Genomic DNA, 25,909 nt, shown 5'->3' with positions numbered 1-25,909 from the left:
CCAAGAGTGTCGCAGCTCCCCTGGCATCATGAATTAACCGCCGCTTTAGCCGACCGCAAAGCGGCAGGTCGTTACCGCCAACCCCGACTGCGTCTGGGCGATCAAGGCGTCAATGTCCGTGTTGATGGCAAAGCCATGCTGTCTTTCTGCAGTAACGATTATCTTGGTCTCGCTGCCCATCCTGATCTGAAACTGGCCTTCAAACAGGCCGTGGATAAGGAAGGTGTCGGTAGCGGTGCTGCACACCTGCTGACCGGTCACAGCTATTATCATCAGGCCCTTGAAGAGGCACTGGCTGACTTTACCGGCCAGCCCCGTGTGCTGCTGTTCTCTACCGGTTACATGGCCAATCTCGGCGTGATTGATGGTTTGCTGGGGCGCGGTGATGCCGTGATTCAGGACAAACTCAACCATGCTTCTCTGCTTGATGGCGGCCGCCTGTCCGAGGCCGATCAACTGCGCTATCCCCATGCTGATATGGCATTGTTGCATAAGCGTCTGCACAACGCGGCCACGGCCAGACACCGGCTGATTGTGTCAGACGGTGTGTTCAGCATGGATGGCGATCTTGCACCATTGCCGGAGATTATGGCGCAGGCCAGTCAGCACCGCGCCGCCGTATTGATTGACGATGCGCACGGATTTGGCGTGATTGGGAAAGGCGGTCGCGGTACGGTCTCGCATTTTGATATTGCACCGGATGCCGCACCGATTCAGGTCGGCACCCTCGGCAAAGCTTTCGGTACCGGTGGGTCTTTTGTTGCGGCGGATGAAACCGTGATCGAGACATTGATCCAGGAGGCCCGCAGCTATGTCTATACCACTGCACAGCCGCCCGCGGTGGCTGCGGCGACGCTGGCCAGCCTGAAGCTGGTGGAGCAGGAAGACTGGCGCCGTTCGCATCTACAGGCATTGATTCAGCAATTCAGGCGCGGTGCCGAGCAGTTGGGACTCAATTTGATGCCTTCAGCGACCCCGATCCAGCCGGTCGTTATCGGTGATGATAAAAAAGCGCTGGCCGTGGGTAAAAATCTGGAACAGGCCGGCATTCTGGTCGGCGTGATTCGTCCGCCCACCGTGCCGAAAAAGACGGCCAGGCTGCGTATTACTTTTTCTGCCGCGCACAGCGAGCAGGATGTGAACCAGCTACTGAGCGCACTGGAGCAGAGCGGTGCATATTGAACAGTGCGGCGGTGGTCCGGATCTCGTTCTGCTGCACGGCTGGAGCATGCACAGCGGTGTCTGGCACGAACTTGCTGCCCGCCTGTCTGAGCGATTTACCCTGCATCTGGTCGATCTGCCGGGGCATGGCCAGAGCGACTGGCACAAACAGGCTTTTGAATTGGATAATCTGCTACCGGCATTGGCGGACAAGCTGCCGCAAAAAGCGGTCTGGCTGGGCTGGTCACTGGGTGGTTTACTGAGTCTCGCTTTTGCCCAGCATTATCCCGCCCGGGTCAGCAAACTGAGCCTGATGGCGGCAACGCCGCGCTTTGTTCGGGACAAAGACTGGCCCTGTGCAATGCAGAGCGAGGTGTTTGAGAATTTTGCAGTCAGTCTGGATGTCGATCAAAAGCAGACCCTGCAGCGTTTTCTGATGCTGCAGGCCAAGGGGGCGGACAAAAGCCGCGCCACGATTCGTGAGTTGAGCGAGCGTCTGGCATGGCAGCACTCGCCTGATTCAGAGGCACTGCATGCGGGCCTGGATTGTCTGCTTCAACTGGATATGCGTGAAGCACTGGCGGCATTGAATTGCCCGGTTCAAATGCTGCTGGGAACGCGCGATACCCTAATTCCGGCAGAGATGCCCGACTACGCCCGACAATTGAATCCGGCGCTGCAGGTTGTGCTGCTCGATGGCCTCGGTCACGCTCCGTTTATAGCCCAGGCTGCGCAATGTCAGCAACAGATAGAACAGTTTATTGATGGTTGAATATCGTCCCGACAAATCCAAAGTGGCCCGTTCCTTTGCGGCCGCCGCCACGAAATATGATGATGTGGCGATCCTGCAACGGCAGACCGCAGATGAATTACTGGATCGCCTCAGTCTGATGAAGATTCAGCCGCAGTCGATTCTGGATCTCGGCGTCGGCACCGGCCGGAATCTGTCCCTGCTGCAAAAGCGTTACCCGGAGGCCAGCTTGCTGGCAATGGATATTGCCACCGATATGCTGCAACAGGCCCGCAAACGCTATCGGCAGGATCTGGGCCTCAAGCGCTGGCTGCCAGGCAGCGGCCAGAAACTGCAACTGCTGGCCGGTGACGCCGAGTCGATCCCGCTTGCCGATAACAGCGTCGATCTGGTCTTCGCCAATCTGGCTCTGCAATGGTGTGAACCGTCGGTGAGTTTTCATGAAATTCAGCGGGTGCTGCGTCCCGACGGGCTACTGCTGTACAGCTCGCTGGGACCGGATACGCTGACCGAACTGAGGCAGGCCTGGGCGGCGGTGGATACTTACCCGCATGTGAACGTATTTTACGATATCCATGATGTCGGCGATGCGATGACGGCCAGCGGTTTGGCTGATTGCGTCCTGGATATCGAACCCTATGTGCTGACGTACCCAACACCGATGGCAATGATGCGTGATCTCAAAATTCTGGGGGCGCGTAATGTCAATCAAGGCCGTCGCCGTGGTCTGACCGGTAAAAACCTGATGCGACAGGTTATAGCCGAGTATGAAAACTTCCGCATTGAAGGACTGATCCCGGCCAGTTATGAAGTGGTCTATGGCCATGGCTGGAAGCTGCAGCAGGCGGGTCAGCGGCCCGCCGCTGATGGCAGTGTGCATATTCCCCTGAGTGAGATTCAACGTCGATGATTCCCAAGCATGTGTTTGTCACCGGCACTGATACCGAAGTCGGCAAAACCCGTATTTCCACCGGCCTGATGGGTTTATTGCGGCATCAGGGGGTCAGTGTTGCCGGCATGAAACCGGTCGCCAGTGGCTGTCACTGGATAGAGGGACAATGGCAGAATGAAGATGCGCTGGCAATGATTGCGCAGAGCAATGTGTCACTGCCTTATTCCCTTATCAACCCTTATGCCTTTGAACCTGCCATCGCGCCACATATCGCCGCCGGGCGGGTCAACACGGAAGTCTCGATTAGCGATATTAAACAACAGTTTGAACGTATTAAGGCGGTGAGTGATGCCGTGGTGGTGGAAGGCGCCGGCGGCTGGCTGGTGCCCCTCAACCAGACCGAAACCATGGCTGATCTGGCTGTGGCGCTGGATTTACCGGTGGTGCTGGTGGTCGCAATCAAGCTCGGCTGTATCAACCATGCCCTGCTCAGTGTTGAATCGATTCAGCAACGTGGTCTTAAAATAGCCGGCTGGGTGGCCAATCATCTTGACGAGCAGGGTGAATCAGCAGAAATTATAGAGACATTGAAACAGCATATTGCCGCTCCCTGCCTGGGAGTGGTGCCAAGACTTGCTGAGGGCCAATCCGCCGCTGAGTACCTCTGTCAGGAGGGTTGAACACAATGAAATGGCTGGTCGTTTTGATACTGGCTTTACTGGCCGGTTGCTCTTCATCTCCCAGGATAGACACTGGCATCAGCCCAGAGATTGAGGCCCGCGTCGCAAGCTGGAATCAGTTGATCGCCAATGGCCAGCACTGGTCCGATCAGCGTCGTCTGGAGGCGGCCAACGATTTCGTGAATCAGCTGGTGTTTGTTGATGATATCAAGCACTGGAAACAGCAGGACTACTGGGCCACGCCACTGCAGACAATCGTCAGTGGCGGCGGTGACTGTGAGGATTTTTCACTGGCCAAGTATTTCACTCTGACCGGTATGGGCATGGATGAAGACAAGTTGCGTCTGACCTATGTCAAAGCCCTGCAACTCAATCAGGCACATATGGTGGTGAGCTACTACGAATCACCGAAAGCCGTGCCACTGGTACTGGATAATCTCAATACCCATATCCAGCCGGCGAGCCAGCGTGATGATCTCTATCCCGTCTACAGCTTTAACGCTGCCGGTCTCTGGCTGAATAAACGCAATCACGACAGTCATTTTGTCGACAATGCCGAGCGCATCAGTCTTTGGCAGAGCCTGCTCAAAAGCATGGATGTGGAAGCCGCTGATACTGAGACCATGATCTGCCGTTACCAGTATTACGACCTGCCGGCATCAGAGGCCAGAACACGCTGCCCCTAGGGAAATAACACCGGCTCGTCACCTTCATGCCACTGTGGATATTTGGGCATCACCGTACGGAATAAATCACTCTCAAGAAAGTCTGCCAGCCAGGCTTGAACGCGGGGGTAAGCTGACGTATCAAACCAGGCTTTATCGACAAAAGCGAACTGGCGGATAAACGGCAACAGCGCGATATCAGCCAAAGTCCAGTATTCCCGCAATAAACAGCCATTTTCTGTCAGAAGCTGCTCCAGCCGGGTCAGGGTTTTCTCGCCCTGCTCGCGGTAATAACGTTGACTGTGTTCGGGATAGCGATCAGCGTATTTATAGCGGTCCAGAAAATATTTGAATTCGCCGTCGTTGTTTTCAATCAGGGCCAGCATCGTTTCATGCTGTTCGCTGCTGAGTGACTGATACCAGTTATCCGGATCGTGCTGTGTCAGCGCCCAGAAAGCGATGTCGATACTTTCATCAATCACCTGTCCCTCAGCTGTCACAAGAACCGGCACCGTCCCCTTGGGCGAGAGTGTAAGCAGTTGCTCAGGCTTATCCTTCAGCACCACTTCACGCAGCTCGCATTTCACGCCACTCTCGGCAAGCGCGAGTCGGGCACGCATGGCGTAAGGACAACGGCGGAAGCTGTATAGCGTGGGTAAGGCCTTATCTGTCATTTAACTCATTACTATTGCTTAAAGCTGGCCAGTATAGACAAAGCAGCGGAATAACTATAAATTAGTAAACACTAATATATGGTGTTAAACACAGGGACTGATAATGAAACTCAGCCAACACTCCAGGCTTATTGCGCTCTGCTTATTTTTGACAGCACAGCTAAGCATCGCTGAGCCTTTGCCTACGGCCAGAGTGGCTCAGAAAACGCTGCCCGCACAGTATGAGTTTGACGGTGTTGTGGAAGCGGTGAACCAGGCGACGGTCTCATCGCGTATTGCGGCAGAAGTGGTTGAACTCAATGTAGATGTTAATGACCGTGTAGCCAAAGATGAGGTCATTCTGCGTTTCCGGGATGATGAAATTAAAACCCGGCTGATGCGTGCCGAAGCCAACTTGCTGGCTGAAAAGGCACAGTATCAGGAAGCGCTTGCCAGGCAAAAGGAGGCCCTGTCTGAAGCCGGCAGGATTGCGGATTTATTCGCCCGCAAACAGGTGACACGCGCTGCACTGGATAAAGCCGAGGCCGATAAAGCGGCGGCTAATGCCCGTGTTAACGTACTGGCGGCACAAATCAAAGCAAGAGAGGCCGAGGTGGCCGAAGCGCAAGTCGCTTTATCCTACACCGTGGTACGCGCCCCTTATGCCGGAATAGTGACTCAGCGATGGATTGAAGTCGGGGAAATGGCCAGTCCCGGTCAGTTGTTAATGTCCGGCCTGTCGCTTGAGTCTCTTCGTGTCGTGATTCAGATTCCACAGCGTTTGCTGAATCGCTTGCTACCGGCCAGGATCAGTGAGATCAAAACAACAGACGGCAACAAGCTGACAGCGGGTGAAACCACACTGGTGCCGCAGGCGGATAGTGCCAGCCATAGTTTCACTTTACGCATCCAGCTGGATGAACAAGTCAATAATCTGTATCCGGGCAGTAGTGTCAAAGTGACGCTGCAGGGTGCGGACGAGACATTATTGCTGGTGCCTGCCAGCGCCGTTGTTCAGCGCGGCGAGACTGCAGGTGTTTATCTGTTGAAAGAGGCTACTGTTCACTTTCGTCAGGTCCGGCCAGGCCGAAGCCTGGCTTCAGGTGATATGGAGATTCTGGCTGGTCTCACAGCGGGAGAGAGGGTGATCACTGATCCTGTGCTGGCACTTAAGGTAATGAAACAGAGCGAAGGACAATAAAAGATGGGCCTGTCGGGACGGATCGCCGCTTTTTTTCAGGATAATGCACTCACACCTCTGATCGCACTGCTTGCGGTTTTGCTCGGCTTATTCGCCATTCTGGTGACGCCGCGTGAGGAAGAACCTCAGATTGACGTGACCTTTGCCAATATCTTCATCGCCTATCCGGGGGCCAGTGCTGAAGAAGTTGAGCGACTGATTGCCACGCCGGCGGAACAGGTTATCAGTGAAATTGCGGGCTTGGACCATGTCTATTCGGTATCCAGACCGGGCATGGCCGTGTTGACGGCACAGTTTGAAGTGGGTGAACCACGCACCGAAGCGATCGTCCGCCTGTATAACAAAATCTACTCCAACAGTGACTGGCTGCCGGCGCAGCTGGGCGTCTCGCAGCCGATTATCAAACCCAAGGGCATCGACGATGTGCCGATCCTGACTTTAACTTTATGGCGTGAAGACAAACAGGATGCCTATCAGCTCAAACAGGTCGCACATGCGCTGGAAGCAGAGCTGAAGCGAATCGCCGGAACACGGGACATTTATACAATCGGCGGACCGGACAGTGTGGTCCGTATTGAACTGGATCCGGTCAAGCTGGCAGCCTATCAGATTGATCCGGCCGGTCTTGCCGAAGCACTGGCAGCAAGCAACCAGTCTGCCGAGGCTGGCACAGTGGTTCAGCAGAACCAGGCTACTTCCGTCCAGGCTGGCCAGTTTATTTTCAGTGCGGCCAGTTTAAACGAATTGATCATCGGCCTGCATGGCGGTAAACCGGTTTATTTAAGTGATGTCGCGACCCTGATTCAGGGACCGGAACAACCGGAACGTTATGTCTGGCTGGGTGTCGGGCCCGCGGGCGTTGATAAAGGCATCGAGACAAGCGGGGAATATGACGCGGTGACGATCGCCATAGCCAAACAGCCTGGCCACAACGCTGCTGATATTGCACAGGATGTGCTGATGCAGGTCGAGGCGCTGCGCGGTGTCATCGTACCCGGTGCGCTGAATGTGACGGTGACCCGCAACTACGGTGAAACCGCCAATGACAAGGCAGACACGCTGATTCACAAACTCATCTTTGTCACCATTGCCGTGGTGGCACTGGTTTTGATGGCGCTGGGTTGGCGTGAAGCAATCATTGTCGGTGTCGCCGTGATTATCACGCTGCTGTTAATGCTGTTTGCTTCCTGGGCCTGGGGTTTTACCCTGAACCGCGTGTCATTGTTTGCCCTGATTTTCTCGATTGGCATTCTGGTCGATGATGCGATTGTCGTGGTCGAGAATATCCACCGTCACCTACAACAGGGCGCGCAGTCTTTGCGTGAAGCCATCCCGCTGGCCGTCGATGAGGTAGGGCAGCCGACGATACTGGCGACTTTTGCCGTCATCGCAGCTTTGCTGCCGATGGCCTTTGTTTCGGGACTGATGGGGCCCTATATGAGCCCGATACCGATTAATGCCAGTATCGGTATGCTGTTGTCACTGCTGGTGGCCTATATCATCACCCCGTGGATGGTGCTCAGGTTGCTTGCTCACAGTCGCCAGCAGCCGGAGGTACACCAGCGCGGCGACAATGGATTTTTTCATCGGTTGCTATCACCCTTCGTGACCTCACCACGTGCTAAGACATACCGGCGTCTGCTCTGGCTGGGCCTGGTCGTGTTGATTGTGCTTTCAGTAGGGCTGGCGGCTGCTAGGCTGGTTGTGCTGAAAATGCTGCCATTTGACAACAAATCAGAACTGCAACTGGTGGTGGATATGCCCGAGGGGACGCCGCTGGAAACCACGGCAGCTGCGGTCAGGGAACTGACTGCCTATCTGCAGCAAGTGCCGGAAGTGACCGACTATCAGGCTTATATCGGCAGTGCTTCACCGATTAATTTCAATGGGTTGGTTCGTCAGTACTATCTGCGGAAAGACTGGCATATGGCGGATGTGCAGGTGAATTTCCGTCATAAATCCCTGCGCGAACGCAGCAGCCATGAGATTGCCCTGAGCCTGCGAGCGCCGTTGCAGGCGATCGCCGCAACATGGCAGGCCAATCTGAAGCTGGTTGAAGTGCCACCGGGGCCCCCTGTGCAGTCGCCTATTGTGGCCGAAATCTATGGACTTGATTATCAGTCTCAGTTAAAGCGGGCCAAAACCATTGAACAGGAATTCAGCGCAGTGGAGGGCGTGGTTGATATCGATACCAGTGTTGAAGCGGCAGCGCCACGCAAGCTGATTGATATCGATAGAAATAAGGCTGCGCATTATGGCCTGTCACAGCAACAAATCGTGCAGGCTATCAAACTGGCGCTGGAGGGTGAGGATGTCGGCTATCTGCATAACTCGGCAGTGAAATACGCGGTACCTTTACGACTGACGCTGCCGGTCGCAGAAAAACGCAACCTGGAGGCCTTGCTGAATTTTAAGCTCAGCAACCGTGATGGTGAGCTGATTAGCCTGGGCGAGGTGGTTAAGGTCATCGACACAGACCATCAGCAGACGATTTATCATAAAGATCTGCAACCCGTGGTATTTGTAACTGCCGATATGGCAGGCAGCGTGGATAGTCCCCTGTACGGCATGTTCGGAATTTATCAACGTCTGCAGCCGCAGGGCATTGAACAACATTTATTGTCAGCGCCGTCGCTGGCCATCAATGACAGCATCAAGTGGGATGGTGAATGGCAGATTACCTATGAAACCTTCCGTGATATGGGGCTGGCCTATGGTGTCGGCATCATTCTGATCTATATTCTGATTGTGGCCCAGTTCCGGTCCTATTTACTGCCATTAATCATTATGGTGCCGATTCCGCTCACCCTTATCGGTGTGATGCCGGGGCATGCCATGATGGGAGCGGAATTCACGGCGACATCGATGATTGGCATGATCGCGATGGCGGGCATTATTGTGCGTAATTCAATTCTGCTGGTGGATTTTATTCGTGAAGCGATGGCTGCGGGGATGCCGGCAGAAAAGGCCGTAATTCAGGCGGCATCAGTGCGGGCTAAACCCATCGCCCTGACGGCACTGGCTGCCATGCTGGGCGCTTTGTTTATTCTGGATGATCCGATATTTAACGGTCTGGCTGTGGCGCTGCTATTCGGTATTCTGGTGTCTACAGCTTTAACACTAGTCGTGATTCCACTGCTGTATTACAGCTATATCAAAGGCCAGAGCATAAAGAACTGATAACCCGCTGCAAAGCCGGATTAAAACTCGCGCAGGCTCATCCCTTCACTGGGTAAACCGCCGCGCAGCATTTCGGCCTGGCGGTTCAGGGTATGTTTGACCAGTTGGTTGCGGTCCTGCTCATCCATATGAGTGAAAGCCATACGCAGATGATAGGGCTTTTCAGGTGGTGCCGATAAAATCTTCTCACAGGAAACGACAGTGGCCAGAGCATGCACGGTATTGGCGGTCGGTAATAACTGAAGATGCAGCTCAACATGGCCGCGAATTTCGACCGGCTCCGCCACCATAAAGGCAATGCCCCCACCACTGAGGTTAGCTTCGGTCAAGTCGTCCGGGCTCACAGGGTTGTGGTAGCGCTGGATACTCTGGGAAACCAGATTGATTTTATCGTCGAGCATGCGCAAAGCCCGGGCGATTTCACGGTCATGATGATTGATTTGATCAACCAGATGACTGAAAGCGTTTTGAATTGCGCGTAACTGTGCTTTTTCATTGCCTTCGTCATCGTCTGTAGACTGCGCGATACGACGAGCCACATTGGCAACATTCTCTCTTTGTATGACTTTGTAATCAACAACGACCGTGTCATTGATGCGGAAGAATTCCCGTCTATCGGAACCAGCGTATTGCATCATATTCATCCAAATCCAACCCGTCTTGCACGGTTTTATAATAATTATCTTTTTTTAACTCATAATGGAGTCAATATACCCTTTATATCATTTTCAGCCGGCTTTGCCAGCTTTGTTACAATAAGGCCGGACATGGAAGGGGGTTGACATATTCCCTGAATAATCTGGTGCTTAACAGACTCTTCCCGCGTTTAAAGATGTTCCGAAGCAAAGTCTGCCAGCCGAGAGCGCTCGCCGCGCATCAGTGTGATATGACCACTGTGCTCCCAGTATTTGAAGTGATCGACAACATAAGTCAGACCGGACGTGGTTTCACTCAAGTAGGGCGTATCGATCTGCGCGATATTACCGAGACAGACAATTTTGGTGCCGGGGCCGGCACGGGTGATCAGGGTTTTCATCTGTTTCGAGGTCAGATTCTGCGCTTCATCAATAATGATGAAACGATTGAGGAAGGTCCTGCCGCGCATAAAGTTGAGTGAGCGGATTTTGATCCAGCGCTGCAATAAGTCATTGGTCGCCTGACGACCCCATTCACCGCCTTCGGTTTTATTGAGCACTTCCAGATTGTCCATCAGGGCGCCCATCCAGGGCGTCATTTTTTCTTCCTCGGTACCCGGTAAAAAGCCGATATCCTCGCCGACCGGCACCGTGACCCGCGTCATGATGATTTCGCTGTAGCGTTTATGCTCAATAGTCTGGGTCAGTGCTGCAGCCAGGGTCAGCAGCGTTTTACCGGTACCTGCCTGACCCAGCAGGGTGACAAAATCAATATCGGTATCCATCAACAGGTTGAGGGCAAAATTCTGTTCCCGGTTGCGGGCAGTAATGCCCCACACGGCATGATTTTCCTTACGGTAGTCATGAACCAGTTGAATATCGGCATTGTTTTCACTCACCGAGCGAACCACGGCTTCGATACTATTGGAATCACCGGGTGAAAAAATCAGCTGGTTGGGATGCCAGTCTTTGACGATCTCGCCTTCGACCTGATAAAAAGTCTGGCCCTCGGCGGTCCAGGATTCCAGCCGGTTTAAATCGTCCCAGAAATCGGCAGGTAATTCTGCGGCGCCGCGATAGAGCAGATCCACATCATCGAGTACTTTATCGTTGTAATAATCCTCGGCGCAGATGCCAAGTACGGTGGCTTTAATCCGAAGGTTAATATCCTTGGAAACCAGGATCACCGTGGCATCGGTCACGGTTTGCTGCAAAGCGACGGCGACACTGAGGATGGCATTATCACCCTGATGGCTGGGCAGTTCTTTGGGGATCTCGCGCTGCATCTGGGTGGTCTGGAAAAACAGCCGGCCGCTGGCCTGATGGTTATCACTGTTATCTACGCTGGGCAGAGGAATGCCCTGGCTTATCGCATCACTGTCTTCCGCCTGCAACAGGAGTTCATCAAGAAAGCGGCTGACCTGACGGACGTTACGCGAAACTTCGGATAAGCCCTTCTTGCCACGGTCCAGCTCTTCCAGCACAACCATCGGCAGGTAAATATCATGTTCGTCAAAGCGGTAGATGGCAGTCGGATCGTGCATCAGCACATTGGTGTCCAGAATGAACAGGCGTCTGCCGGCGGCGGGTCTTTTAATCATCTGCAAGAAGTCCTCTTGTTGATCAGGTGGAGCCTGTCTTGATTATGATCAAAGAAATGAGGCTTGCAAAGGGCAATTATCGTTGCCTGGTTAATGGTGTGTTGTGAGTGGCTGGAACTCAGTTCACAAGTCTGTAAATAGTGTTAATATAAAAAATCCCTCCCGCCGCTTTGTAAAAGCGGCATACTTGATGTGGCAGCAAAGCCCATGATCCAGGCCGTTACATCCAACTATCAATCCTCAAAAGTTTTTTCTGACAGGGTGGTCTGAGTGCGGCTTCAGTCCAGCGTGTTCTGAAATCAAAATACCTGACCGCTGAATACTGATATGACGCGAGTTGAAGACTGGTTTGACGGCCCTCTGAAAAATTTCTGTTGTCTTTTCTCATCAGCCCCTGGCAGATATAGACTGCGGAAAATCAAGGAGCCGGGAAGCTTTCCTGACTATCACTGTGAACGCTTGTGAGCCCCTGTAAATCCTCATAGTCTGAGCTGCACAGTTTTATATTCAAGCTGAAACACGTGATGACATCTGACCCTGAGACTGCAACTCGAAAAAATGAGGTAATCCATGATCCTGTCCCGAACTTTGCTGCCGGCATTGCTTGCTGTCCTCTCTTTTTCTTTTACTGTTCAGGCTGAACCGGCCAGTGATGTCTTGATCGGTACCTGGTACAGCGAGAAGCAGCAGGAGGGAGAAACCATAAAATGGCTTACCAGGAGAATGCAGGATCAGCGCTACGCAGCACTGTTTCTGGTCTGCGATGGAGAAAATTTCTCCTGGGTGCAGAAGGAAACCGGTGTCTGGCGAGTCGAAGACGGCAAGCTGGTGCAAACCGCCAGTACCATTGAAAATATGCATGGTAAAAAGCCCGCCGAGAAAATCACTACTTACACAAATCTGTCGCTGAAAGAGGGGACCCTCACTTATCACAAAATGAACAGTGACAAATCATCCAGTTTCCAGCATGTCGCTGACGGCTTCCAGATTAGCTGCGAAAACCACTAAAATATGACGAACAGTTAGTGATTATCTGCAATAACGACTTTATTCCGGCAGCATCGCTTTACCAACAGTGTTGGCATCGGTGGCAAACCAGATCGCGTTGGAATTTTCATCAAATACCATATGGCGAATTGTTATGCCGCCGGACGGCACTTCATCAATCGAAATAAATTTTTCAGCTTTGGTATCGAAACCGACAAAGCGATTAGGCTGCAGAGCGGTTTCAACATACCAGACCCGCTCCTTGTTATCGACGGCCAACGCATAAATACCGGCAGCTTCCCCGCCGGGTGTGGCCCACTGCTGCATCGATTGGGTTTCAGGATCATAGACACCAATATGGCCCATGGCATTATCACCCCACCAGATCCGGCCATCCGAGGTCATAGCAATGCGGCGGATCAAACTGTCTCCTGACGGGGTTTTGATAACGTCAAGCGCCATGGTGCTGGGATTGATGGTGCCAATCGCGTTCTCGCCCATAAATGCAATCCAGGGCCGGTTATCAGGAGTCACGGTCAGGCCATAGGGGCGCATATTGTCACGGGGTAAGGCTATTTTCTCGACCTTGCCGGTTTGGGTATCCAGTTTGCCGATGTAATTTGCCCACTGGGCGGTAAACCAGAGATTGCCATGGGAAGTCCAGCCCATGGTATGCGGGTCTTTAATGCCATCCGGCATCGGGAATAAGGTCACTTCTCCGGTTTTCGGGTTCATTTTACCGATATGTTTGTCCTTGTTGCCGGCATACCAGGGAGTCCCATCATCACTGACGACCACGGTATGCGGACCGGCGCCGGGGATATCAAACTTTTTCATCTCACCGGTTTGCGGATTCAGTTTGGCGACGTAGTCACCTACCTGGCCTACGAACCAGACCGTGCCATCAGGGGCAACATAGGGATCCCGGGGACGTGATTTTTCCCAGGGCACAGTCCATTCCTTGAATTCCAGCAGGCCGGGCAGGTTTTCAACTTGCTTTTCTGCCTGCACAGTCGTTGCCTGAAGCAGCAGTGATGATGCAAGAGTAATAAAAATCAAAGCTAATTTGCGGGCAAAAGGCTGAATCAACATAATCTGGCTCCATGACGTATTGATATAAAAAAGACAGGAATCAGGCCGGACTTACTGCAAAGAAATAAAAGTGTGATGTATGACTGAACCAGATCGGCTTTAAACGGGCAGGTTCTGATACAGCAGGGTGAGCAGTAAACCCAGTGACACACATTGCCAGAACAGCACCGGCTTACGTTCTATTAACGGTGGCCGGGCTTTATTCAAAAACGCTTTATTAGGGTAGTTGAGGTCATAAACAAACTCCGCCACTTCCTGATAACGTTTATGCGGCTGGATATGGACCGCTTTTCGAATAGTGTCATCGATCCAGAATGGAATGCTGCGCTCCCCCTGGATCAGTGACTGGTAGCTGAGTTTTCTCTGCGCGGCGGTACTGAAGGCTTTAGAGACACCGGTGCCGTATGGCAAGTCTGCCGACAACAGGTGGTAGGTCAGCACGCCCAGAGAAAAAATATCGGACTGCGGTGTGCCGGTCTGACCCAGAAAATATTCCGGTGCCGTGAACTGGGCCGTCCCCAGTATCAGCTCTGATTCAGCTCCCAGTTCCGCCAGCCCGGCAATGCGGGTAGCCCCAAAATCGATGATTTTCACTGTGCCGGACTTATCGATAAGAATGTTATCTGGCCTTATGTCCTGATGAATCATTTCCCTGCGGTGCATGGCCTGTAAGCCTTTGCCGATCTGTTCGACAATCCGCCGCACCTCATCCAGTGCCGGCGCCGGGTTGTCATGCATCCATTGAGTCAGCGTCTGTCCCTCAATATATTCGGTGACGCTGTAGAGTGACTGCCGTGGCCGCTGACTGTCGAAGGCTTTCAGACAATGCACATTATTCAGCCGCCGTGCGACCCAGTCCTCCATCAGGAAACGTTCGATGGCGTCCGCATCCTCTTCCAGATCGGTCGACAGGGCTTTCAGGGCGACCGGGGCGCCCGAGGCGGTATCTTTGGCTAAAAACACATGGCTGCGGCTGCTGACGTACAATTCGCGTAGCAGATCGTAGCCCTCAAAGTGCATACCCGACGACAGTGTGGGTGGCAGTGGCAGTTGAGTCGCTTCAGTTTGCAATCTGTGGTCAGATTCGGTCGGGACCTGATCAAGACGGATAATCTGAATGCTCAGGTTGTCGTGGCTGCCGGTTATCAGTGCCTGATCGACCAGGCTTTCCGCAGCCTGCTGTAAATCATCCTGAGACTCTCTGACGGTCTCTGAGATTTGCTGTTCAGTGACAAAATCATAGACGCCATCGGTTGCCAGAATAAAAATATCACCTGATTTGACAGGCAAAGCGCGCTGTTCACATTGCAGTTGGTGTTCCAGCCCCATGGCACGGCTCAGAAACGGGCCGGTTTCAGCATCAGCTTGCAGATGATCGGTGGTCAGTTGTTGTAAAGCCGTGCTGACCAGCTTATAGATACGGCAGTCGCCGACATGGAAGAGATGCGCTTTCCTGCCTTTGAAGATAATCGCACTGAGGGTGCAGATATAACCGCTATCATTGTCATATCGATATTCACTGTTGCGACTGCAGCCATAGAGCCAGGCATTTATCGACTGTAAGACCCGCTCACCGGCGGTGCTTACCGACCAGGATTCGGGGGTTGCATAATAGTCTTCAATGAAACTCGCAATCACCGTGCTACTGGCTACCTGGCTGACTTCACTGGTGCTGATACCATCAGCAACCGCAGCAATGATGCCACGGGTCATCTGTTCATCGCCTTCAGGCACAGATACGCCGCAGCGATCCTGGTTGATGGCCTTAATTCCGGCTGAACTATGCTGACCGACAGAGATGGATAGGACGTTTGTCATCGAATTACTGGCTGAGACGGTTGACTATTATCATGCAACATATATCGGGCTTTGAACATGCAGAGGCATTGTTAACAGGATGGCATTAGAGACCGTAGTGAGCTTTTTTACTGCCTCGCTGCTGCTGGCACTGGCACCGGGACCGGATAATATTTTTGTGCTGACTCACTCAGTCATGCGTGGCCGTGAAGCCGGTCTGGCTGTTGTCATGGGGCTATGCACCGGGCTGCTGGTTCATACCACACTGGTGGCGTTGGGGATTGCCGTGATATTCCAATCCTCGAGCTGGGCTTTTATGACGCTCAAAGTAGCCGGGGCAATTTATTTGCTCTATCTTGCCTGGCAGGTATTAGCTGCAGAGCCCCTTTCGTTGGCCGATAACGCTGCACATCGCCCGGATATCGCTTGGTCCTACCGGCGCGGGATTATAATGAATATTACCAATCCTAAGGTGTCCCTGTTTTTTCTGGCTTTCCTGCCCCAGTTTGTAACGCCTGAAGCAAATGCTGTGGCACTCCAGATTTTTGCGCTGGGCGGTTTGTTTATTCTGGCGACTATCTTCGTTTTCGGCACGATCGCCATCATGGCCGCTGTTATCTCGGCAAGTTTAATCAGCTCAGCGCGCTGGCAGAAAAACCTTAACCGTCTGGCTGCACTCGTGTTTGTTCTGCTGGCGACGCATCTCATTTTTACTGCCTGAGTTGCGACCTATCAAAAAAATGAAATAGTTCGCACCATCAGCAGACTTCACGGAATGAAGTGTCTACAAGCCTCATGGACGCAATCCCTGATCTCTCAGTGTCAATTCATCATTCCTGAAAACCGCCTGCCCGGATGTCCGTCGGCTGGCTGCTGATTGATATTAATTATTTTCAGGAGAAAAAAGTGAAAATTGTCAGACTGCTTTTACTGATCGGATTGTCAGGACTGCTATTCGGCTGTGCTTCAGGTGCCAAAGTCGAGAACATGGCTTACACGGAAGTCAGACATCAATTTGATACCGCACTTGAGGCGAATATTGGTGTTAAGGATGTGTCCGGTCGCACAGAAACCAATCCCTTATGGACCTCAGAAATCAGCAACGATGCTTTCCGGCAGGCGGTTAGGGATAGTCTGTCTTCACAAGGGTTGCTGGCGGAGCAGGGTAACTACGATCTGATGATTCAGCTGATTGAGGTCAATCAACCCATCATGGGCTTTGATCTGACAGTGACGACCCACATCCGTTATGTGTTGACAGATAAAACCAGGAATACAGTGGTCATGGATGAAATGATTATCACGCCGCATACTGCGACGATGGAAGATGCCTTTGCCGCAATCAAGCGTCTCAGACTGGCGAATGAGGGCGCCGCCAGAAAAAATATCGAATCGCTACTGGATAAGCTGTCTCAGCTGCAAATCGCCCCCAGTACTGTTTCACTGGTCGAGTGACTGGATAAAAATAAACGGACTGGGCATGATGAGTTCAGTCCGTGTTGTTTGACTTGGAATCATGATGGAACAACAGTTCAGAGAAACAGTTTGGCAAACCATCGCTGCGATTCCACCTGGAAAAGTCGCCACCTATGGCCAGATTGCCAGTCTTTGCGGTTATCCGGGCCATGCCCGGGGTGTCGGCCATATTCTGAAAAACCTGCCGCCAGAGACTTTATTACCCTGGCATCGGGTGATTAATGCCAAAGGGGAGATTGCCTTGCCCACAGGCAGTGAAAGTCAGCAACTGCAACGACAAAGACTGGAACACGAAGGTATTCATTTTCAGGGCAACAAAATCCGGCTGCGGCTTTACCAATGGGATGGGAGTGTCAGCGATCACACGCCGGAAACTTGATAACATATGCCTTTAAATCTCTGGGCATCGTATGCAAGGTCTTGTGCTGGCCGTTATGGCCTATTCCATCTGGGGTATTTTCCCGCTATTTTTCAGCTATCTGAATCATGTTTCACCGGTGGAAGTGCTGTCGCACCGCATCATCTGGTCACTGGTGGCGACCTTGACACTGGGTCTGATATTGCAACGTGGACGCTTGCTGGTCAGAGCGCTGCAGGATAGAAAGACCCTGGTCTGGCTGGGTGTTTCGTCATTGTTAATCGCTGTTAACTGGCTGGTGTATATCTGGGCGGTCGGTCAGCACCGGGTTCTGGAAGCGAGCCTGGGCTATTTCATTATGCCGGTGGTCAGTTTGCTGATGGGACGATTGATTCTGAAAGAGTCTTTGCATCCTTTGCAGGGCTGGGCCGGTGTGCTGGCAGCGATGGCAGTGTTATGGGAATTATGGAGCTTTGGCGCTCTGCCCTGGGTTGGCGTGGTGCTGGCCTTTGCTTTTGCCTTTTATGGCCTGGTCAGAAAAGTCCATCCGATTGATGGGCTCAATGGTCTCACGATTGAAACCCTCTGGTTGTTGCCGTTTGCTTTGGGCTTTGTTGCCTGGCAGACGCTCACAGCGGATAGTCAGATGGGTTTTGGCCTGAATAACTCGACCACCTTGTTACTGGTTTTCTCAGGCTTTCTGACCGCCTTGCCCCTGGTATTGTTTGCGATGGCCACCAGCCGCATCAATCTGTCGATTGTCGGTTTTATTATGTATATCAACCCGACCATCCAGTTTCTGATCGGCGTTTTTGTCCTCAATGAACATTTCCCGCCTGAGCGGATGTTGACCTTTATCCTGGTATGGATAGCCCTGTTTTTGTTTGTGGCCGGGCTGTGGCAGCAAATCAGACGCAGTCAGCCACAAAACCCATCCTGAGTCCCTAACTCACCGGTAAAGCGGTTGAGTTGATCGGTGATTTCATCACAAATGAGGTATGTACGCCGCTGACGCCCTCAATACGGGTCAGTTTGTTAAGCAGAAACTGCTGATAGGCATCCATATCACGGACAATGACTTTCAGCAGGTAATCAGCATCCTGGCCGGTGATCAGATGGCATTCCAGTACTTCCGGATACCCGGCCAGGGTCGATTCCAGTTTTTCAAAACGCTCGGGTGTGTGCCGGTCCATACTGATGCCGATAAAGGCCATCAGGCTGAGTCCCAGCTTTTTGGCATTGAGCAGGGCTACATAGCCGTCAATCAGTCCGTCCTCCTCCAACTGACGGACTCGGCGCAGACAGGGGGAGGGGGAGAGCTTGATCGCTTCCGCCAGTTCCTGATTGGAGATGCGCCCGTGCTTTTGCAGAATATCGAGGATCATCTGATCATAACGATCCAGCTTTTCTGACATCTTATATCCTTGGTTTTATTTTTAAAGGTTAATTATTTCATAAAAGTTTATTTTTAAGCAATAAAGTGCTTATAAAAACGGATTTAATGAAATATTGGCAATTTAATTCTACTGCAATCTCTCTATACTATTCTCCATAGCTGAAACCGGTAGCGAATGGGCCACAAGCTCTCGCTGGCACGAGTGCTCCCACATCATCACAAGTGATGGTCGACGCTCGCAAGCTTCCAGTTAACCCGACTGGCAAGGTCAGACGAACGCGAAGGTTTTTCAGCTAATCGAATTAAATTGTTTTCAGGAGTCAGAGATGATTACCCAACCAGCTCAGAAGTATCGCCGCTTTGAGCCTATCAAATTGACAGATCGCCAGTGGCCCGATGTGGTGCTGGAGAAACCGCCTGTGTGGATGAGCACTGATCTGCGCGATGGTAATCAGGCCCTGATTGATCCGATGTCGGTTGAAACCAAGCTGCGCTATTTTGATGAGCTGGTCCGGATTGGCTTTAAGGAAATCGAGGTGGGGTTTCCCTCAGCTTCTGAAACTGACTTCAATGTCGTTCGCCGGTTGATCGAGGAAAACCGTATCCCCGATGACGTCACCATTGAAGTCCTGACCCAGGCAAGGGAAGACTTGATTGCCCGCACCGTTGAATCGCTCAAAGACGCGAAGCGGGCGATTCTGCATATGTATAACCCGATTTCACCGACTTTCCGTGAGGTTGTCTACCGCACCGATAAAGCCGGGGTCAAAGCCATTGCCGAGCAGGGTACCCGCTGGGTCAAGGAAATGACTGCCAGACAACCGGAAACCGAGTGGGTCTATCAGTACTCGCCGGAGGTGTTTTCCAGCACCGAAATTGAATTTGCCAAAGAAGTCTGTGATGCCGTCTCTGCGATCTGGCAGCCGACTCCGGAGCAGAAAATGATCCTGAATCTGCCGGCCACGGTAGAGATGTCGACACCCAATACCTATGCTGATCAGATTGAGTGGATGCACCGTCATCTTAATCAACGCGACAGCATTATTTTAAGCGTACACCCTCATAATGACCGCGGCACCGCGGTGGCAGCGGCGGAGCTGGCAGTCATGGCTGGGGCAGACCGGGTTGAAGGCTGTTTGTTCGGTAACGGTGAACGCACCGGTAATGTCGATCTGGTCACCCTGGCTTTGAATCTCTATTCGCAGGGCATTGATCCGGGTTTGGATTTCAGTGGCATCGATCAGATTCGCCAGATGTATGAGGAAACTACCCAGTTGCCGGTTCATCCGCGCCATCCCTATGCCGGTGAACTGGTGTTTACTGCGTTTTCCGGATCCCATCAGGATGCGATTAAGAAAGGTTTTGCTGCCCAGATTGAGGACAATTACTGGCAGGTCCCTTATCTGCCGATTGATCCCGCCGATTTGAACCGTAGTTATGATGCCGTGGTGCGGGTCAACAGTCAGTCCGGTAAGGGGGGCGTCAGCTTTCTGTTACAGAACGCGGCCGGCTTTGAATTACCGCGACGTTTGCAGATTGAGTTCAGTCGCATTGTGCAGAAAGTCAGCGATGAAACCAGCAAGGAAGTGGATACCGCCAGTATTGTCAGTCTGTTTGAGGCTTCCTATTTACAGGTAGTATCTCCCTATCGCTATATGAGCAGCCATGTCATCGACGAAGAAACCAGTGACGTGGTCACCCGAATCGTGCTCAATCATAAAGAGGAACGCATTGAGCTCGGGGGGCATGGGAATGGCCCGCTGGATGCGGCTGCCAAAGCGATCAGTGCACATCTGGGACAGACAGTGACAGTGGCGGATTACCATGAACATGGTATGAGTGCCGGCTCTGATGCTGCGGCAGTGAGTTATGTCGAAGTCAAAGTTGGCGACAGACCTACGATTTTTGGGGTGGGTCAGGATAAAAACATTACCACGGCGGCAATAAAAGCCTTGATCAACGGGGTAAACCGGGCAGTGGCAGATGAAGAGCAGCATGGTGCGGTGCTTAGAAAGGCCCTGCAATAAGACCTGGTGTCAGCTGAGGGAAGATCCTCGTGATAGGGTTAAGGATAATGCTGAATAATGACTAAGAATTGGTTTAAGATGCTGAATAATAAGGATTTATTTTATTTTTCCGTGGTTTGATCTGCTGCCCTTTATTGGTTAAGGTGTAAACACAGCTGGTTAAAAAGACGTTTAATCAGTTTCTTACTCAGTGTTTGAGTAATCAAACAAAGGAGGTCATTATGTTTAAGCAAGGTTTGCTTACAACACTCGTAACATTACTCTTCGCCATTTCACCTGCTATGGCCGATCATCACAAAAAAGATACTGATGACCATAAGGGCGTAGAGCACCCCGCCCATGAGATGGGTGAAGAGGTGACATCCAAAGACTATAAGAAAGATAAAGATGTCAGTGAAGAATATAAAGAAAACGTCGAGGAAGCCAAAGAGTCTAAAGGTACCAAGCACCCCGCTCATGATATGGGCGAAGGCGAAGAAATGCTCGACAAACGCGGTGTAGAATAAAGCCGCTTGCTGATAGCTTTTATCTAAGCTAGGCACAGCGCCGTACTCTCATCCGAGGGTGCGGCGTTTTTTTATGTCAGAGTGTGAGACAGTATTGAAGCCGGAAGCCGATCAATGAATCGTCGGTCTAATTCACTATGATAGTCAAACTGATATGACAAACAGGAGAGGAAGAATGATATCTGTGTTGAAGTCTGCAGCAGCACTGCTTTTGCTTGTCTTGCTGGGTGCTTGTGCCAGTTGGTTTCCTTCCTATGAAAAACCGCAGGTCAATATCACTTCCTTTGCGCTTGCACCTGAGTCAACCGGTGGGGCGCCGACCTTTATTATCGGTCTGCAAGTGGTCAACCCCAACCGCAGCGCACTACCGCTCAAGGGCATGAGCTACTCCGTGGAAGTTGAAGACCAGCGGATTCTAACCGGCGCCGAGCCGAATCTGCCGGAGGTGCCGGGCTACGGTACAGCCGAGTTCACCATTAAAGCCGCTCCTGACTTGCTGGGCAGTGCCCGCCTGATAAACCAGTTATTGTCGGGACAACGTGACAAGCTGCATTATCTGTTCCGCGCCCGTTTTGATGTGGGGCGTTTGCTGCCCTATATCACACTGGAAGAAGAGGGCGAGTTTGGCTTTGGCGCCGCAGCCAGTAAAAACGGCAACTGAACGCCGGAGCCCCGGCTGGCCCTGTGCTAATCTGAGCCCAAACGGCATAGAAAAGAAATATGGATTCCATCAACAGTTTATTCCTGCTCAGTGGCTTACTGATTGCGCTCAGTATTCTGGCAAGCCGTCTCTCTTCGTTATTCGGGTTGCCCTTACTGATTATCTTTCTGGCGCTGGGCATGCTGGCCGGTGAAGATGGTTTGCTGGGTATTCGTTTTGATGATTACTCCCAGGCTTTTGTGATCGGCCATCTTGCGCTGGCCATGATCCTGCTGGATGGCGGTTTACGCACCCGCTTGAAAACCTTCCGGGTCGGTTTTAAACCGGCGCTGACCATGGCAACCCTTGGGGTGTTTGTCACCAGTGGCGTTGTTGGTTTGATCGCGACCTGGGTGTTTGAGTTATCGCTGCTGGAAGGCTTGCTGATCGGCGCTATCGTCGGTTCCACCGACGCGGCAGCGGTGTTTTCGATGCTGCGTGGTCAGGGCATTAATATCAACGAGAGGGTGGCGGCGACACTGGAAATCGAATCCGGCACCAATGATCCGATGGCGATTTTCCTGACGCTGCTGCTGATTGAGATGCTGGTGGGGGATTTTCAGACGCCGCTTGATTCGGTGATTTTTTTCCTTCAGCAATTCGGACTGGGGATCGCCGTCGGGCTGGCCGGAGGCTGGCTGACCAGTCGAATGCTGAAACGAGTGGAGCTGGCACCGGCTTTGTATTCCCTGCTGGCCCTGGCGATGGGCTTTTCTACCTTTGGTCTTGCCAGCATTATCGGTGGCAGCGGCTTCCTGGCAATTTATCTTTGCGGGCTGCTGATAGGTAACCAGCCCGGGCGTCATCTGCAGCACATCCTGCCGGTCCATGACGGCCTCGCCTGGCTTAGCCAGATTGGACTGTTCCTGGTGTTGGGTCTGCTGGTGACGCCCTCAGACATGATCCAGTTTGCCTTGCCTTCACTGTTAATCGCTTTGGCCCTGATTTTTGTCGCAAGACCTCTGGCAGTACTGCTCACCGTAACGCCGTTTTTTAAATTCCGTAAACGCGAACTGGGTTTTATCTCCTGGGTAGGCTTAAGGGGCGCGGTGCCGATTGTTCTGGCCATTTTCCCGGTCATTGGCGGTGTCGACAATGCCGGTCTTTATTTTAATGTGGCCTTTGCCGTAGTTTTGCTGTCGCTATTGATTCAGGGGGGAACCTTGTCGCCGATGGCCCGGCTGATGCAGATACAGGTACCCAAAGGTGTAGCGCCCAAACAGCGCGGTGCACTGGGGATCTTGCCCGAGCAGGATTATGAAATATTTGTCTACACAGTAGAAAATCCCAACCTGGATGATCAGCCGATTCAACTGCTGCAATTTCCTTCCGGAGCCTTGATTTCCGGCCTGTTCCGCGGCAGGGTGATGCTGCATCCCAAAGGTAATACCCGGCTTAAGATCGGCGATGTGCTGTGTGTGATCAGCCGCGAGGAGGATCTGGAACAGCTCAATCAAATCTTCAGTGGTGAAACCAAGCTGGCAAGAGCACAACAGGCCTTTTTCGGTGCCTTTGTGCTCAATGGTGATGCGCCATTAATTGAAGTGGCCAGGGCATATGGACTCACCGTGAGCGGTCGTCAGCAACATCTGACACTCGGAGAATTTATTGCCCGCCGGGTTGGCGGCCATCCGGTGGTGGGGGACGATGTCGACTGGCATGGTATTCACTGGGTAGTGAAGGAAGTCGAGGGAGACGAAATCAAAAAAGTCGGTATGCGACTTTATTAAACCTGGTGGCTTTCCCGGTCATCATTATTTTGCCGCTGATTTCATGCGGATTGCTATCTAATAAAAATTGTGGCAGATTTGCGTTTGTCGCAAGTTTCGCGGCATCCACGCGGTTTATGCTCATAATCGGACACGCCGGTTTATTTCTCGCATTCACCTGTGGACAAGGGGTACAGCCAAAGAGAAATTAAACTCAGTTTTTGGGGAAACTGGGTCACGTTCTATTTGGCATCTGGTCTTCACCTGCCCGGTCATCTAGACCGGAGTCGGTGAGTGAGATTTATCCCTTGGGAGAACAGGATGCACTTATCCATTCAACAACGTTTCAGCCTCTGGGCAGGTTTAAGTCTGCTCAGTGTCGTACTGGTCACGGCGCTAATCGGCGTTTGGCAGTTTGGCAATATCAAGCAGTCTCTATCCAGCCACAGTTATGATTTGACGCGCGATCAGGTAGAGGATTATCTGGCAGTCATTGCACACGATACATCGTCACAGTTGTCGATTCCGCTTGAGCGCGCTCTGCAGACGGCTCAAGCGACAGCCTCGGCGATGTCTGCCGTCATTGCGATGCCAAATGGTTCAGATAAACGCAAACTGGCGCTGAGTATCCTCCAGCAAACACTGACGGATAACCCGGATTTTCTGGGTACCTATGTCGCTTTCGAACCGAATGCCTTCGATGGCAGTGATTATCTTGCCATCCAGTCACAAGGCAGCGACGCCACAGGACGTTTTTTGCCCTATGTGGTAAGAACGGAGAGTGGCTTTGTTGTGGAACCGCTGGCGGGCCTCGAAGACAGTACGATGGATAAAAACGGGATACGGGCCGGCGAGTATTATCTGTGCTCCAAAGATACCCTGAAGAGTTGTGTCATTGACCCCTACCTCTATCCCATTGATGGCGAGGAGGTCCTTCTCAGCAGTCTGGTGGCACCGGTAGTGCGGCATGGTCAGTTTGCAGGTATCAGCGGTGTCGATATCACTGCCAGTTTTCTGCAGTCGAAAATTAAATCTGTGGCAGAAGGCCTTTATGAGGGGCAGGGGAAAACATTGTTGGTCAGCCCCAGAGGCGTCATTGCCGGGCACAGTCATCAGGCGGATCTGATCGGTCAGAACCTGTCTGCCCTGAATGACGAACTGCAGGAAAATATCAAAAAGACCTCAATCAGTGGTGAAAGTCGGATTATTTATGCCAATGGCCAGTTTATTACGCTTGAGCCGTTCATCCTTCCCGGCAGTCAGCGTCATTGGGTGACTTACATTGAGGTCCCTGAACAGGTGGTGCTAGCCACAGTGGCTGAACAGGAACAGTTTCTGAGTACAGCTCAAACTCACTTTATCACCACCACTACCATGCTGGGACTTTTGCTGGCGATATTAGGTGTCGTCACGGTCTGGTTTGTTGCCAGAAACAGCACCCGACCTCTGTCAGCAATGACAGAGCTTGTCGCTTCAATCGCAGAAGGTGAAGGCGATTTGACACGTCAGCTAACAGTGTCCAGTCGTGATGAAACCGGCAAGCTATCCGGTCTGCTCAATACCTTTATCGACAAACTACGGTCGCTGGTTCAACAGTTGCTTCCCGTCGGCAGCCATGTCAGTTCCCTGTCTGCAGAAGGACGAAGAATCAGTGAAGAGACCAGCGCGCAGATGCTGGAACAGCAGAAGCTGATTGAGGAAATGGTGTCTGCTGTCACTGAGATGGCGGCCTCTGCACAGCAAATTGCCGGTAATGCCGAGAGAACATCACAATTTGTTCAACAGGCGAATGACTCTGCCGAGGCGGGTACCCGGCTGGTTAAGCAGACGGCCACTTCAATTAATCTTGTGAGCGATTCTGTCAGGCAATCCGAATCGGCGATGCTGGAACTGGGAAAAAATAGTGATGGTATTGCCGAGATACTGACGGTGATTCAGGGGATAGCCGAACAGACTAATCTTCTTGCTTTGAATGCGGCGATCGAAGCCGCACGGGCCGGAGACAAGGGCCGTGGCTTTGCGGTTGTTGCTGATGAAGTCAGAGCGCTGGCCAGTCGTACCCAGGATGCGACCATTGATATTCATGACAAGCTCAAAACGCTGCATCAGGGGAATCAGGAAGTCACCGAGGCGATGCAGGCAAGTGGCCAACAGGTTGCCGAGACAGTGAGGCTCGCCGAGGCCGCCGAAAAGGCGCTGCTTGAGATCAGCAAGGCAATTGAAGAAGTCACAGAGATGTCCCTGCAGACGGCTTCAGCGACTGAGGAACAGAGCGCTGTTTGCGAGGAAGTGAGTAACAACCTGTCGCAGGTTTCGCACCTGGTTCAGAAAACGACAGAAGGTGCTCAACAGTTAAGTCGTGTTGGTAATGATCTGGACGAGGCTGCCAGCGGACTGCAAAACAGACTGTCGCTTTTCAAGGTCTGAAGCGACGCTGAAAAA

General features: G+C 52.3%; 23 protein-coding genes. 17 read left to right on the top strand and 6 right to left on the bottom strand.

Annotated features, from left to right (window positions below):
• The first annotated feature begins 6 nt into the window (after positions 1-6).
• The 5 genes from bioF to FH755_RS04920 are packed head-to-tail and all read left to right on the top strand — an operon-like array spanning position 7 to position 4,170.
• The gene (gene bioF / locus FH755_RS04940; RefSeq protein WP_292439224.1) at positions 7-1,182 is read left to right on the top strand and encodes an 8-amino-7-oxononanoate synthase; all 1,176 of its coding nucleotides are present in this window, start codon (positions 7-9) and stop codon (positions 1,180-1,182) included.
• Entirely contained in the window at positions 1,172-1,933 is a 762-nt protein-coding gene (gene bioH / locus FH755_RS04935) for a pimeloyl-ACP methyl ester esterase BioH (protein ID WP_292439223.1), read from the top strand. The genes bioF and bioH overlap by 11 nt, the downstream gene beginning before the upstream one ends.
• The gene (gene bioC / locus FH755_RS04930) at positions 1,926-2,822 is read left to right on the top strand and encodes a malonyl-ACP O-methyltransferase BioC (protein WP_292439221.1); all 897 of its coding nucleotides are present in this window, start codon (positions 1,926-1,928) and stop codon (positions 2,820-2,822) included. The genes bioH and bioC overlap by 8 nt, the downstream gene beginning before the upstream one ends.
• The gene (gene bioD / locus FH755_RS04925; RefSeq protein ID WP_292439220.1) at positions 2,819-3,484 is read left to right on the top strand and encodes a dethiobiotin synthase; all 666 of its coding nucleotides are present in this window, start codon (positions 2,819-2,821) and stop codon (positions 3,482-3,484) included. Before bioC ends, bioD begins: the two co-directional genes overlap by 4 nt.
• 5 nt (positions 3,485-3,489) lie before the next feature.
• Positions 3,490-4,170 (top strand): transglutaminase-like cysteine peptidase, encoded by a 681-nt coding sequence (locus tag FH755_RS04920; protein WP_292439218.1) that lies wholly within the window; start codon positions 3,490-3,492, stop codon positions 4,168-4,170.
• Here FH755_RS04920 and FH755_RS04915 read toward each other — a convergent pair.
• Positions 4,167-4,823: a glutathione S-transferase gene (locus tag FH755_RS04915; RefSeq protein ID WP_292439216.1), complete on the bottom strand. Its 657-nt coding sequence runs from the start codon at positions 4,821-4,823 to the stop codon at positions 4,167-4,169. The two genes, FH755_RS04920 and FH755_RS04915, sit on opposite strands and share 4 nt — an antisense overlap.
• A 103-nt stretch (positions 4,824-4,926) precedes the next feature.
• Between FH755_RS04915 and FH755_RS04910 the strand changes: the two genes are divergently transcribed.
• Both FH755_RS04910 and FH755_RS04905 read left to right on the top strand, forming a co-directional pair.
• Positions 4,927-6,003 (top strand): efflux RND transporter periplasmic adaptor subunit, encoded by a 1,077-nt coding sequence (locus tag FH755_RS04910; protein WP_292439214.1) that lies wholly within the window; start codon positions 4,927-4,929, stop codon positions 6,001-6,003.
• Positions 6,004-6,006: 3 nt separating this feature from the next.
• Positions 6,007-9,183 (top strand): efflux RND transporter permease subunit, encoded by a 3,177-nt coding sequence (locus FH755_RS04905; RefSeq protein ID WP_292439213.1) that lies wholly within the window; start codon positions 6,007-6,009, stop codon positions 9,181-9,183.
• Between the two features lie 20 nt (positions 9,184-9,203).
• On the opposite strand, the gene FH755_RS04900 is transcribed toward FH755_RS04905, so the two are convergent.
• Entirely contained in the window at positions 9,204-9,821 is a 618-nt protein-coding gene (locus tag FH755_RS04900; RefSeq protein ID WP_292439212.1) for a PilZ domain-containing protein, read from the bottom strand.
• A gap of 188 nt (positions 9,822-10,009) precedes the next feature.
• Positions 10,010-11,419 (bottom strand): PhoH family protein, encoded by a 1,410-nt coding sequence (locus FH755_RS04895; protein WP_292439210.1) that lies wholly within the window; start codon positions 11,417-11,419, stop codon positions 10,010-10,012.
• A gap of 570 nt (positions 11,420-11,989) precedes the next feature.
• Between FH755_RS04895 and FH755_RS04890 the strand changes: the two genes are divergently transcribed.
• The gene (locus tag FH755_RS04890; RefSeq protein WP_292439208.1) at positions 11,990-12,427 is read left to right on the top strand and encodes a hypothetical protein; all 438 of its coding nucleotides are present in this window, start codon (positions 11,990-11,992) and stop codon (positions 12,425-12,427) included.
• Positions 12,428-12,466: 39 nt separating this feature from the next.
• Here the strand turns inward: FH755_RS04890 and FH755_RS04885 are convergent, their stop codons facing one another.
• The gene (locus FH755_RS04885) at positions 12,467-13,498 is read right to left on the bottom strand and encodes a lyase (protein WP_292439206.1); all 1,032 of its coding nucleotides are present in this window, start codon (positions 13,496-13,498) and stop codon (positions 12,467-12,469) included.
• Between the two features lie 99 nt (positions 13,499-13,597).
• Positions 13,598-15,316 (bottom strand): bifunctional protein-serine/threonine kinase/phosphatase, encoded by a 1,719-nt coding sequence (locus FH755_RS04880; RefSeq protein ID WP_292439204.1) that lies wholly within the window; start codon positions 15,314-15,316, stop codon positions 13,598-13,600.
• Positions 15,317-15,395: 79 nt separating this feature from the next.
• Between FH755_RS04880 and FH755_RS04875 the strand changes: the two genes are divergently transcribed.
• From FH755_RS04875 to rarD, 4 genes are all read left to right on the top strand, one after another.
• Entirely contained in the window at positions 15,396-16,016 is a 621-nt protein-coding gene (locus tag FH755_RS04875; RefSeq protein WP_292439202.1) for a LysE family translocator, read from the top strand.
• Positions 16,017-16,201: 185 nt separating this feature from the next.
• On the top strand, positions 16,202-16,750 hold the full coding sequence (locus FH755_RS04870) for a hypothetical protein (RefSeq protein ID WP_292439201.1): 549 nt from the start codon (positions 16,202-16,204) through the stop codon (positions 16,748-16,750).
• 61 nt (positions 16,751-16,811) lie between these two features.
• Positions 16,812-17,150, top strand: a complete 339-nt coding sequence (locus FH755_RS04865; protein ID WP_292439199.1) for an MGMT family protein — start codon at positions 16,812-16,814, stop codon at positions 17,148-17,150.
• A gap of 31 nt (positions 17,151-17,181) precedes the next feature.
• A complete protein-coding gene (rarD, locus tag FH755_RS04860) occupies positions 17,182-18,069 on the top strand; it encodes an EamA family transporter RarD (RefSeq protein WP_292439197.1) in 888 nt (295 codons plus the stop codon).
• Positions 18,070-18,073: 4 nt separating this feature from the next.
• Here rarD and FH755_RS04855 read toward each other — a convergent pair whose 3' ends face one another.
• Positions 18,074-18,544 (bottom strand): Lrp/AsnC family transcriptional regulator, encoded by a 471-nt coding sequence (locus FH755_RS04855; protein ID WP_292439195.1) that lies wholly within the window; start codon positions 18,542-18,544, stop codon positions 18,074-18,076.
• Between the two features lie 307 nt (positions 18,545-18,851).
• Here FH755_RS04855 and leuA point away from each other — a divergent pair, with 307 nt between their 5' ends.
• The 5 genes from leuA to FH755_RS04830 all read left to right on the top strand — a co-directional run bounded on the left by leuA (position 18,852) and on the right by FH755_RS04830 (position 25,894).
• The gene (gene leuA / locus FH755_RS04850) at positions 18,852-20,552 is read left to right on the top strand and encodes a 2-isopropylmalate synthase (protein WP_292439193.1); all 1,701 of its coding nucleotides are present in this window, start codon (positions 18,852-18,854) and stop codon (positions 20,550-20,552) included.
• A gap of 221 nt (positions 20,553-20,773) precedes the next feature.
• Positions 20,774-21,058, top strand: a complete 285-nt coding sequence (locus tag FH755_RS04845; RefSeq protein ID WP_292439191.1) for a hypothetical protein — start codon at positions 20,774-20,776, stop codon at positions 21,056-21,058.
• 175 nt (positions 21,059-21,233) lie between these two features.
• Entirely contained in the window at positions 21,234-21,719 is a 486-nt protein-coding gene (locus tag FH755_RS04840) for an LEA type 2 family protein (RefSeq protein WP_292439189.1), read from the top strand.
• A gap of 59 nt (positions 21,720-21,778) precedes the next feature.
• Positions 21,779-23,488: a potassium/proton antiporter gene (locus tag FH755_RS04835; RefSeq protein ID WP_292439188.1), complete on the top strand. Its 1,710-nt coding sequence runs from the start codon at positions 21,779-21,781 to the stop codon at positions 23,486-23,488.
• Between the two features lie 300 nt (positions 23,489-23,788).
• Positions 23,789-25,894 carry a methyl-accepting chemotaxis protein gene (locus FH755_RS04830; protein ID WP_292439186.1) on the top strand — a complete coding sequence of 702 codons (2,106 nt, stop codon included), beginning with the start codon at positions 23,789-23,791 and terminating at the stop codon, positions 25,892-25,894.
• The last annotated feature ends 15 nt before the right edge of the window (positions 25,895-25,909 follow it).

The organism is Methylophaga sp., from assembly GCF_009711715.1.
In the GTDB taxonomy this organism is placed as follows: domain Bacteria; phylum Pseudomonadota; class Gammaproteobacteria; order Nitrosococcales; family Methylophagaceae; genus Methylophaga.
Note: the sequence above shows the minus strand (reverse complement) of the source record. Positions and strands in the feature narration are given on the sequence as shown.

What these genes read in the sequence shown, in the direction of transcription:
- FH755_RS04885 (WP_292439206.1), bottom strand. Translation starts at nt 13,498, where the DNA reads ATGTTGATTCAGCCTTTTGCCCGCAAATTAGCTTTGATTTTTATTACT.
- FH755_RS04895 (WP_292439210.1), bottom strand. Translation starts at nt 11,419, where the DNA reads ATGATTAAAAGACCCGCCGCCGGCAGACGCCTGTTCATTCTGGACACC.
- FH755_RS04920 (WP_292439218.1), top strand. Translation starts at nt 3,490, where the DNA reads ATGAAATGGCTGGTCGTTTTGATACTGGCTTTACTGGCCGGTTGCTCT.
- FH755_RS04905 (WP_292439213.1), top strand. Translation starts at nt 6,007, where the DNA reads ATGGGCCTGTCGGGACGGATCGCCGCTTTTTTTCAGGATAATGCACTC.
- FH755_RS04865 (WP_292439199.1), top strand. Translation starts at nt 16,812, where the DNA reads ATGATGGAACAACAGTTCAGAGAAACAGTTTGGCAAACCATCGCTGCG.
- FH755_RS04840 (WP_292439189.1), top strand. Translation starts at nt 21,234, where the DNA reads ATGATATCTGTGTTGAAGTCTGCAGCAGCACTGCTTTTGCTTGTCTTG.
- FH755_RS04845 (WP_292439191.1), top strand. Translation starts at nt 20,774, where the DNA reads ATGTTTAAGCAAGGTTTGCTTACAACACTCGTAACATTACTCTTCGCC.
- FH755_RS04835 (WP_292439188.1), top strand. Translation starts at nt 21,779, where the DNA reads ATGGATTCCATCAACAGTTTATTCCTGCTCAGTGGCTTACTGATTGCG.
- rarD (WP_292439197.1), top strand. Translation starts at nt 17,182, where the DNA reads ATGCAAGGTCTTGTGCTGGCCGTTATGGCCTATTCCATCTGGGGTATT.
- bioD (WP_292439220.1), top strand. Translation starts at nt 2,819, where the DNA reads ATGATTCCCAAGCATGTGTTTGTCACCGGCACTGATACCGAAGTCGGC.
- FH755_RS04915 (WP_292439216.1), bottom strand. Translation starts at nt 4,823, where the DNA reads ATGACAGATAAGGCCTTACCCACGCTATACAGCTTCCGCCGTTGTCCT.
- FH755_RS04855 (WP_292439195.1), bottom strand. Translation starts at nt 18,544, where the DNA reads ATGTCAGAAAAGCTGGATCGTTATGATCAGATGATCCTCGATATTCTG.
- leuA (WP_292439193.1), top strand. Translation starts at nt 18,852, where the DNA reads ATGATTACCCAACCAGCTCAGAAGTATCGCCGCTTTGAGCCTATCAAA.
- FH755_RS04830 (WP_292439186.1), top strand. Translation starts at nt 23,789, where the DNA reads ATGCACTTATCCATTCAACAACGTTTCAGCCTCTGGGCAGGTTTAAGT.
- FH755_RS04900 (WP_292439212.1), bottom strand. Translation starts at nt 9,821, where the DNA reads ATGATGCAATACGCTGGTTCCGATAGACGGGAATTCTTCCGCATCAAT.
- FH755_RS04880 (WP_292439204.1), bottom strand. Translation starts at nt 15,316, where the DNA reads ATGACAAACGTCCTATCCATCTCTGTCGGTCAGCATAGTTCAGCCGGA.
- bioC (WP_292439221.1), top strand. Translation starts at nt 1,926, where the DNA reads ATGGTTGAATATCGTCCCGACAAATCCAAAGTGGCCCGTTCCTTTGCG.
- FH755_RS04890 (WP_292439208.1), top strand. Translation starts at nt 11,990, where the DNA reads ATGATCCTGTCCCGAACTTTGCTGCCGGCATTGCTTGCTGTCCTCTCT.
- FH755_RS04875 (WP_292439202.1), top strand. Translation starts at nt 15,396, where the DNA reads ATGGCATTAGAGACCGTAGTGAGCTTTTTTACTGCCTCGCTGCTGCTG.
- FH755_RS04910 (WP_292439214.1), top strand. Translation starts at nt 4,927, where the DNA reads ATGAAACTCAGCCAACACTCCAGGCTTATTGCGCTCTGCTTATTTTTG.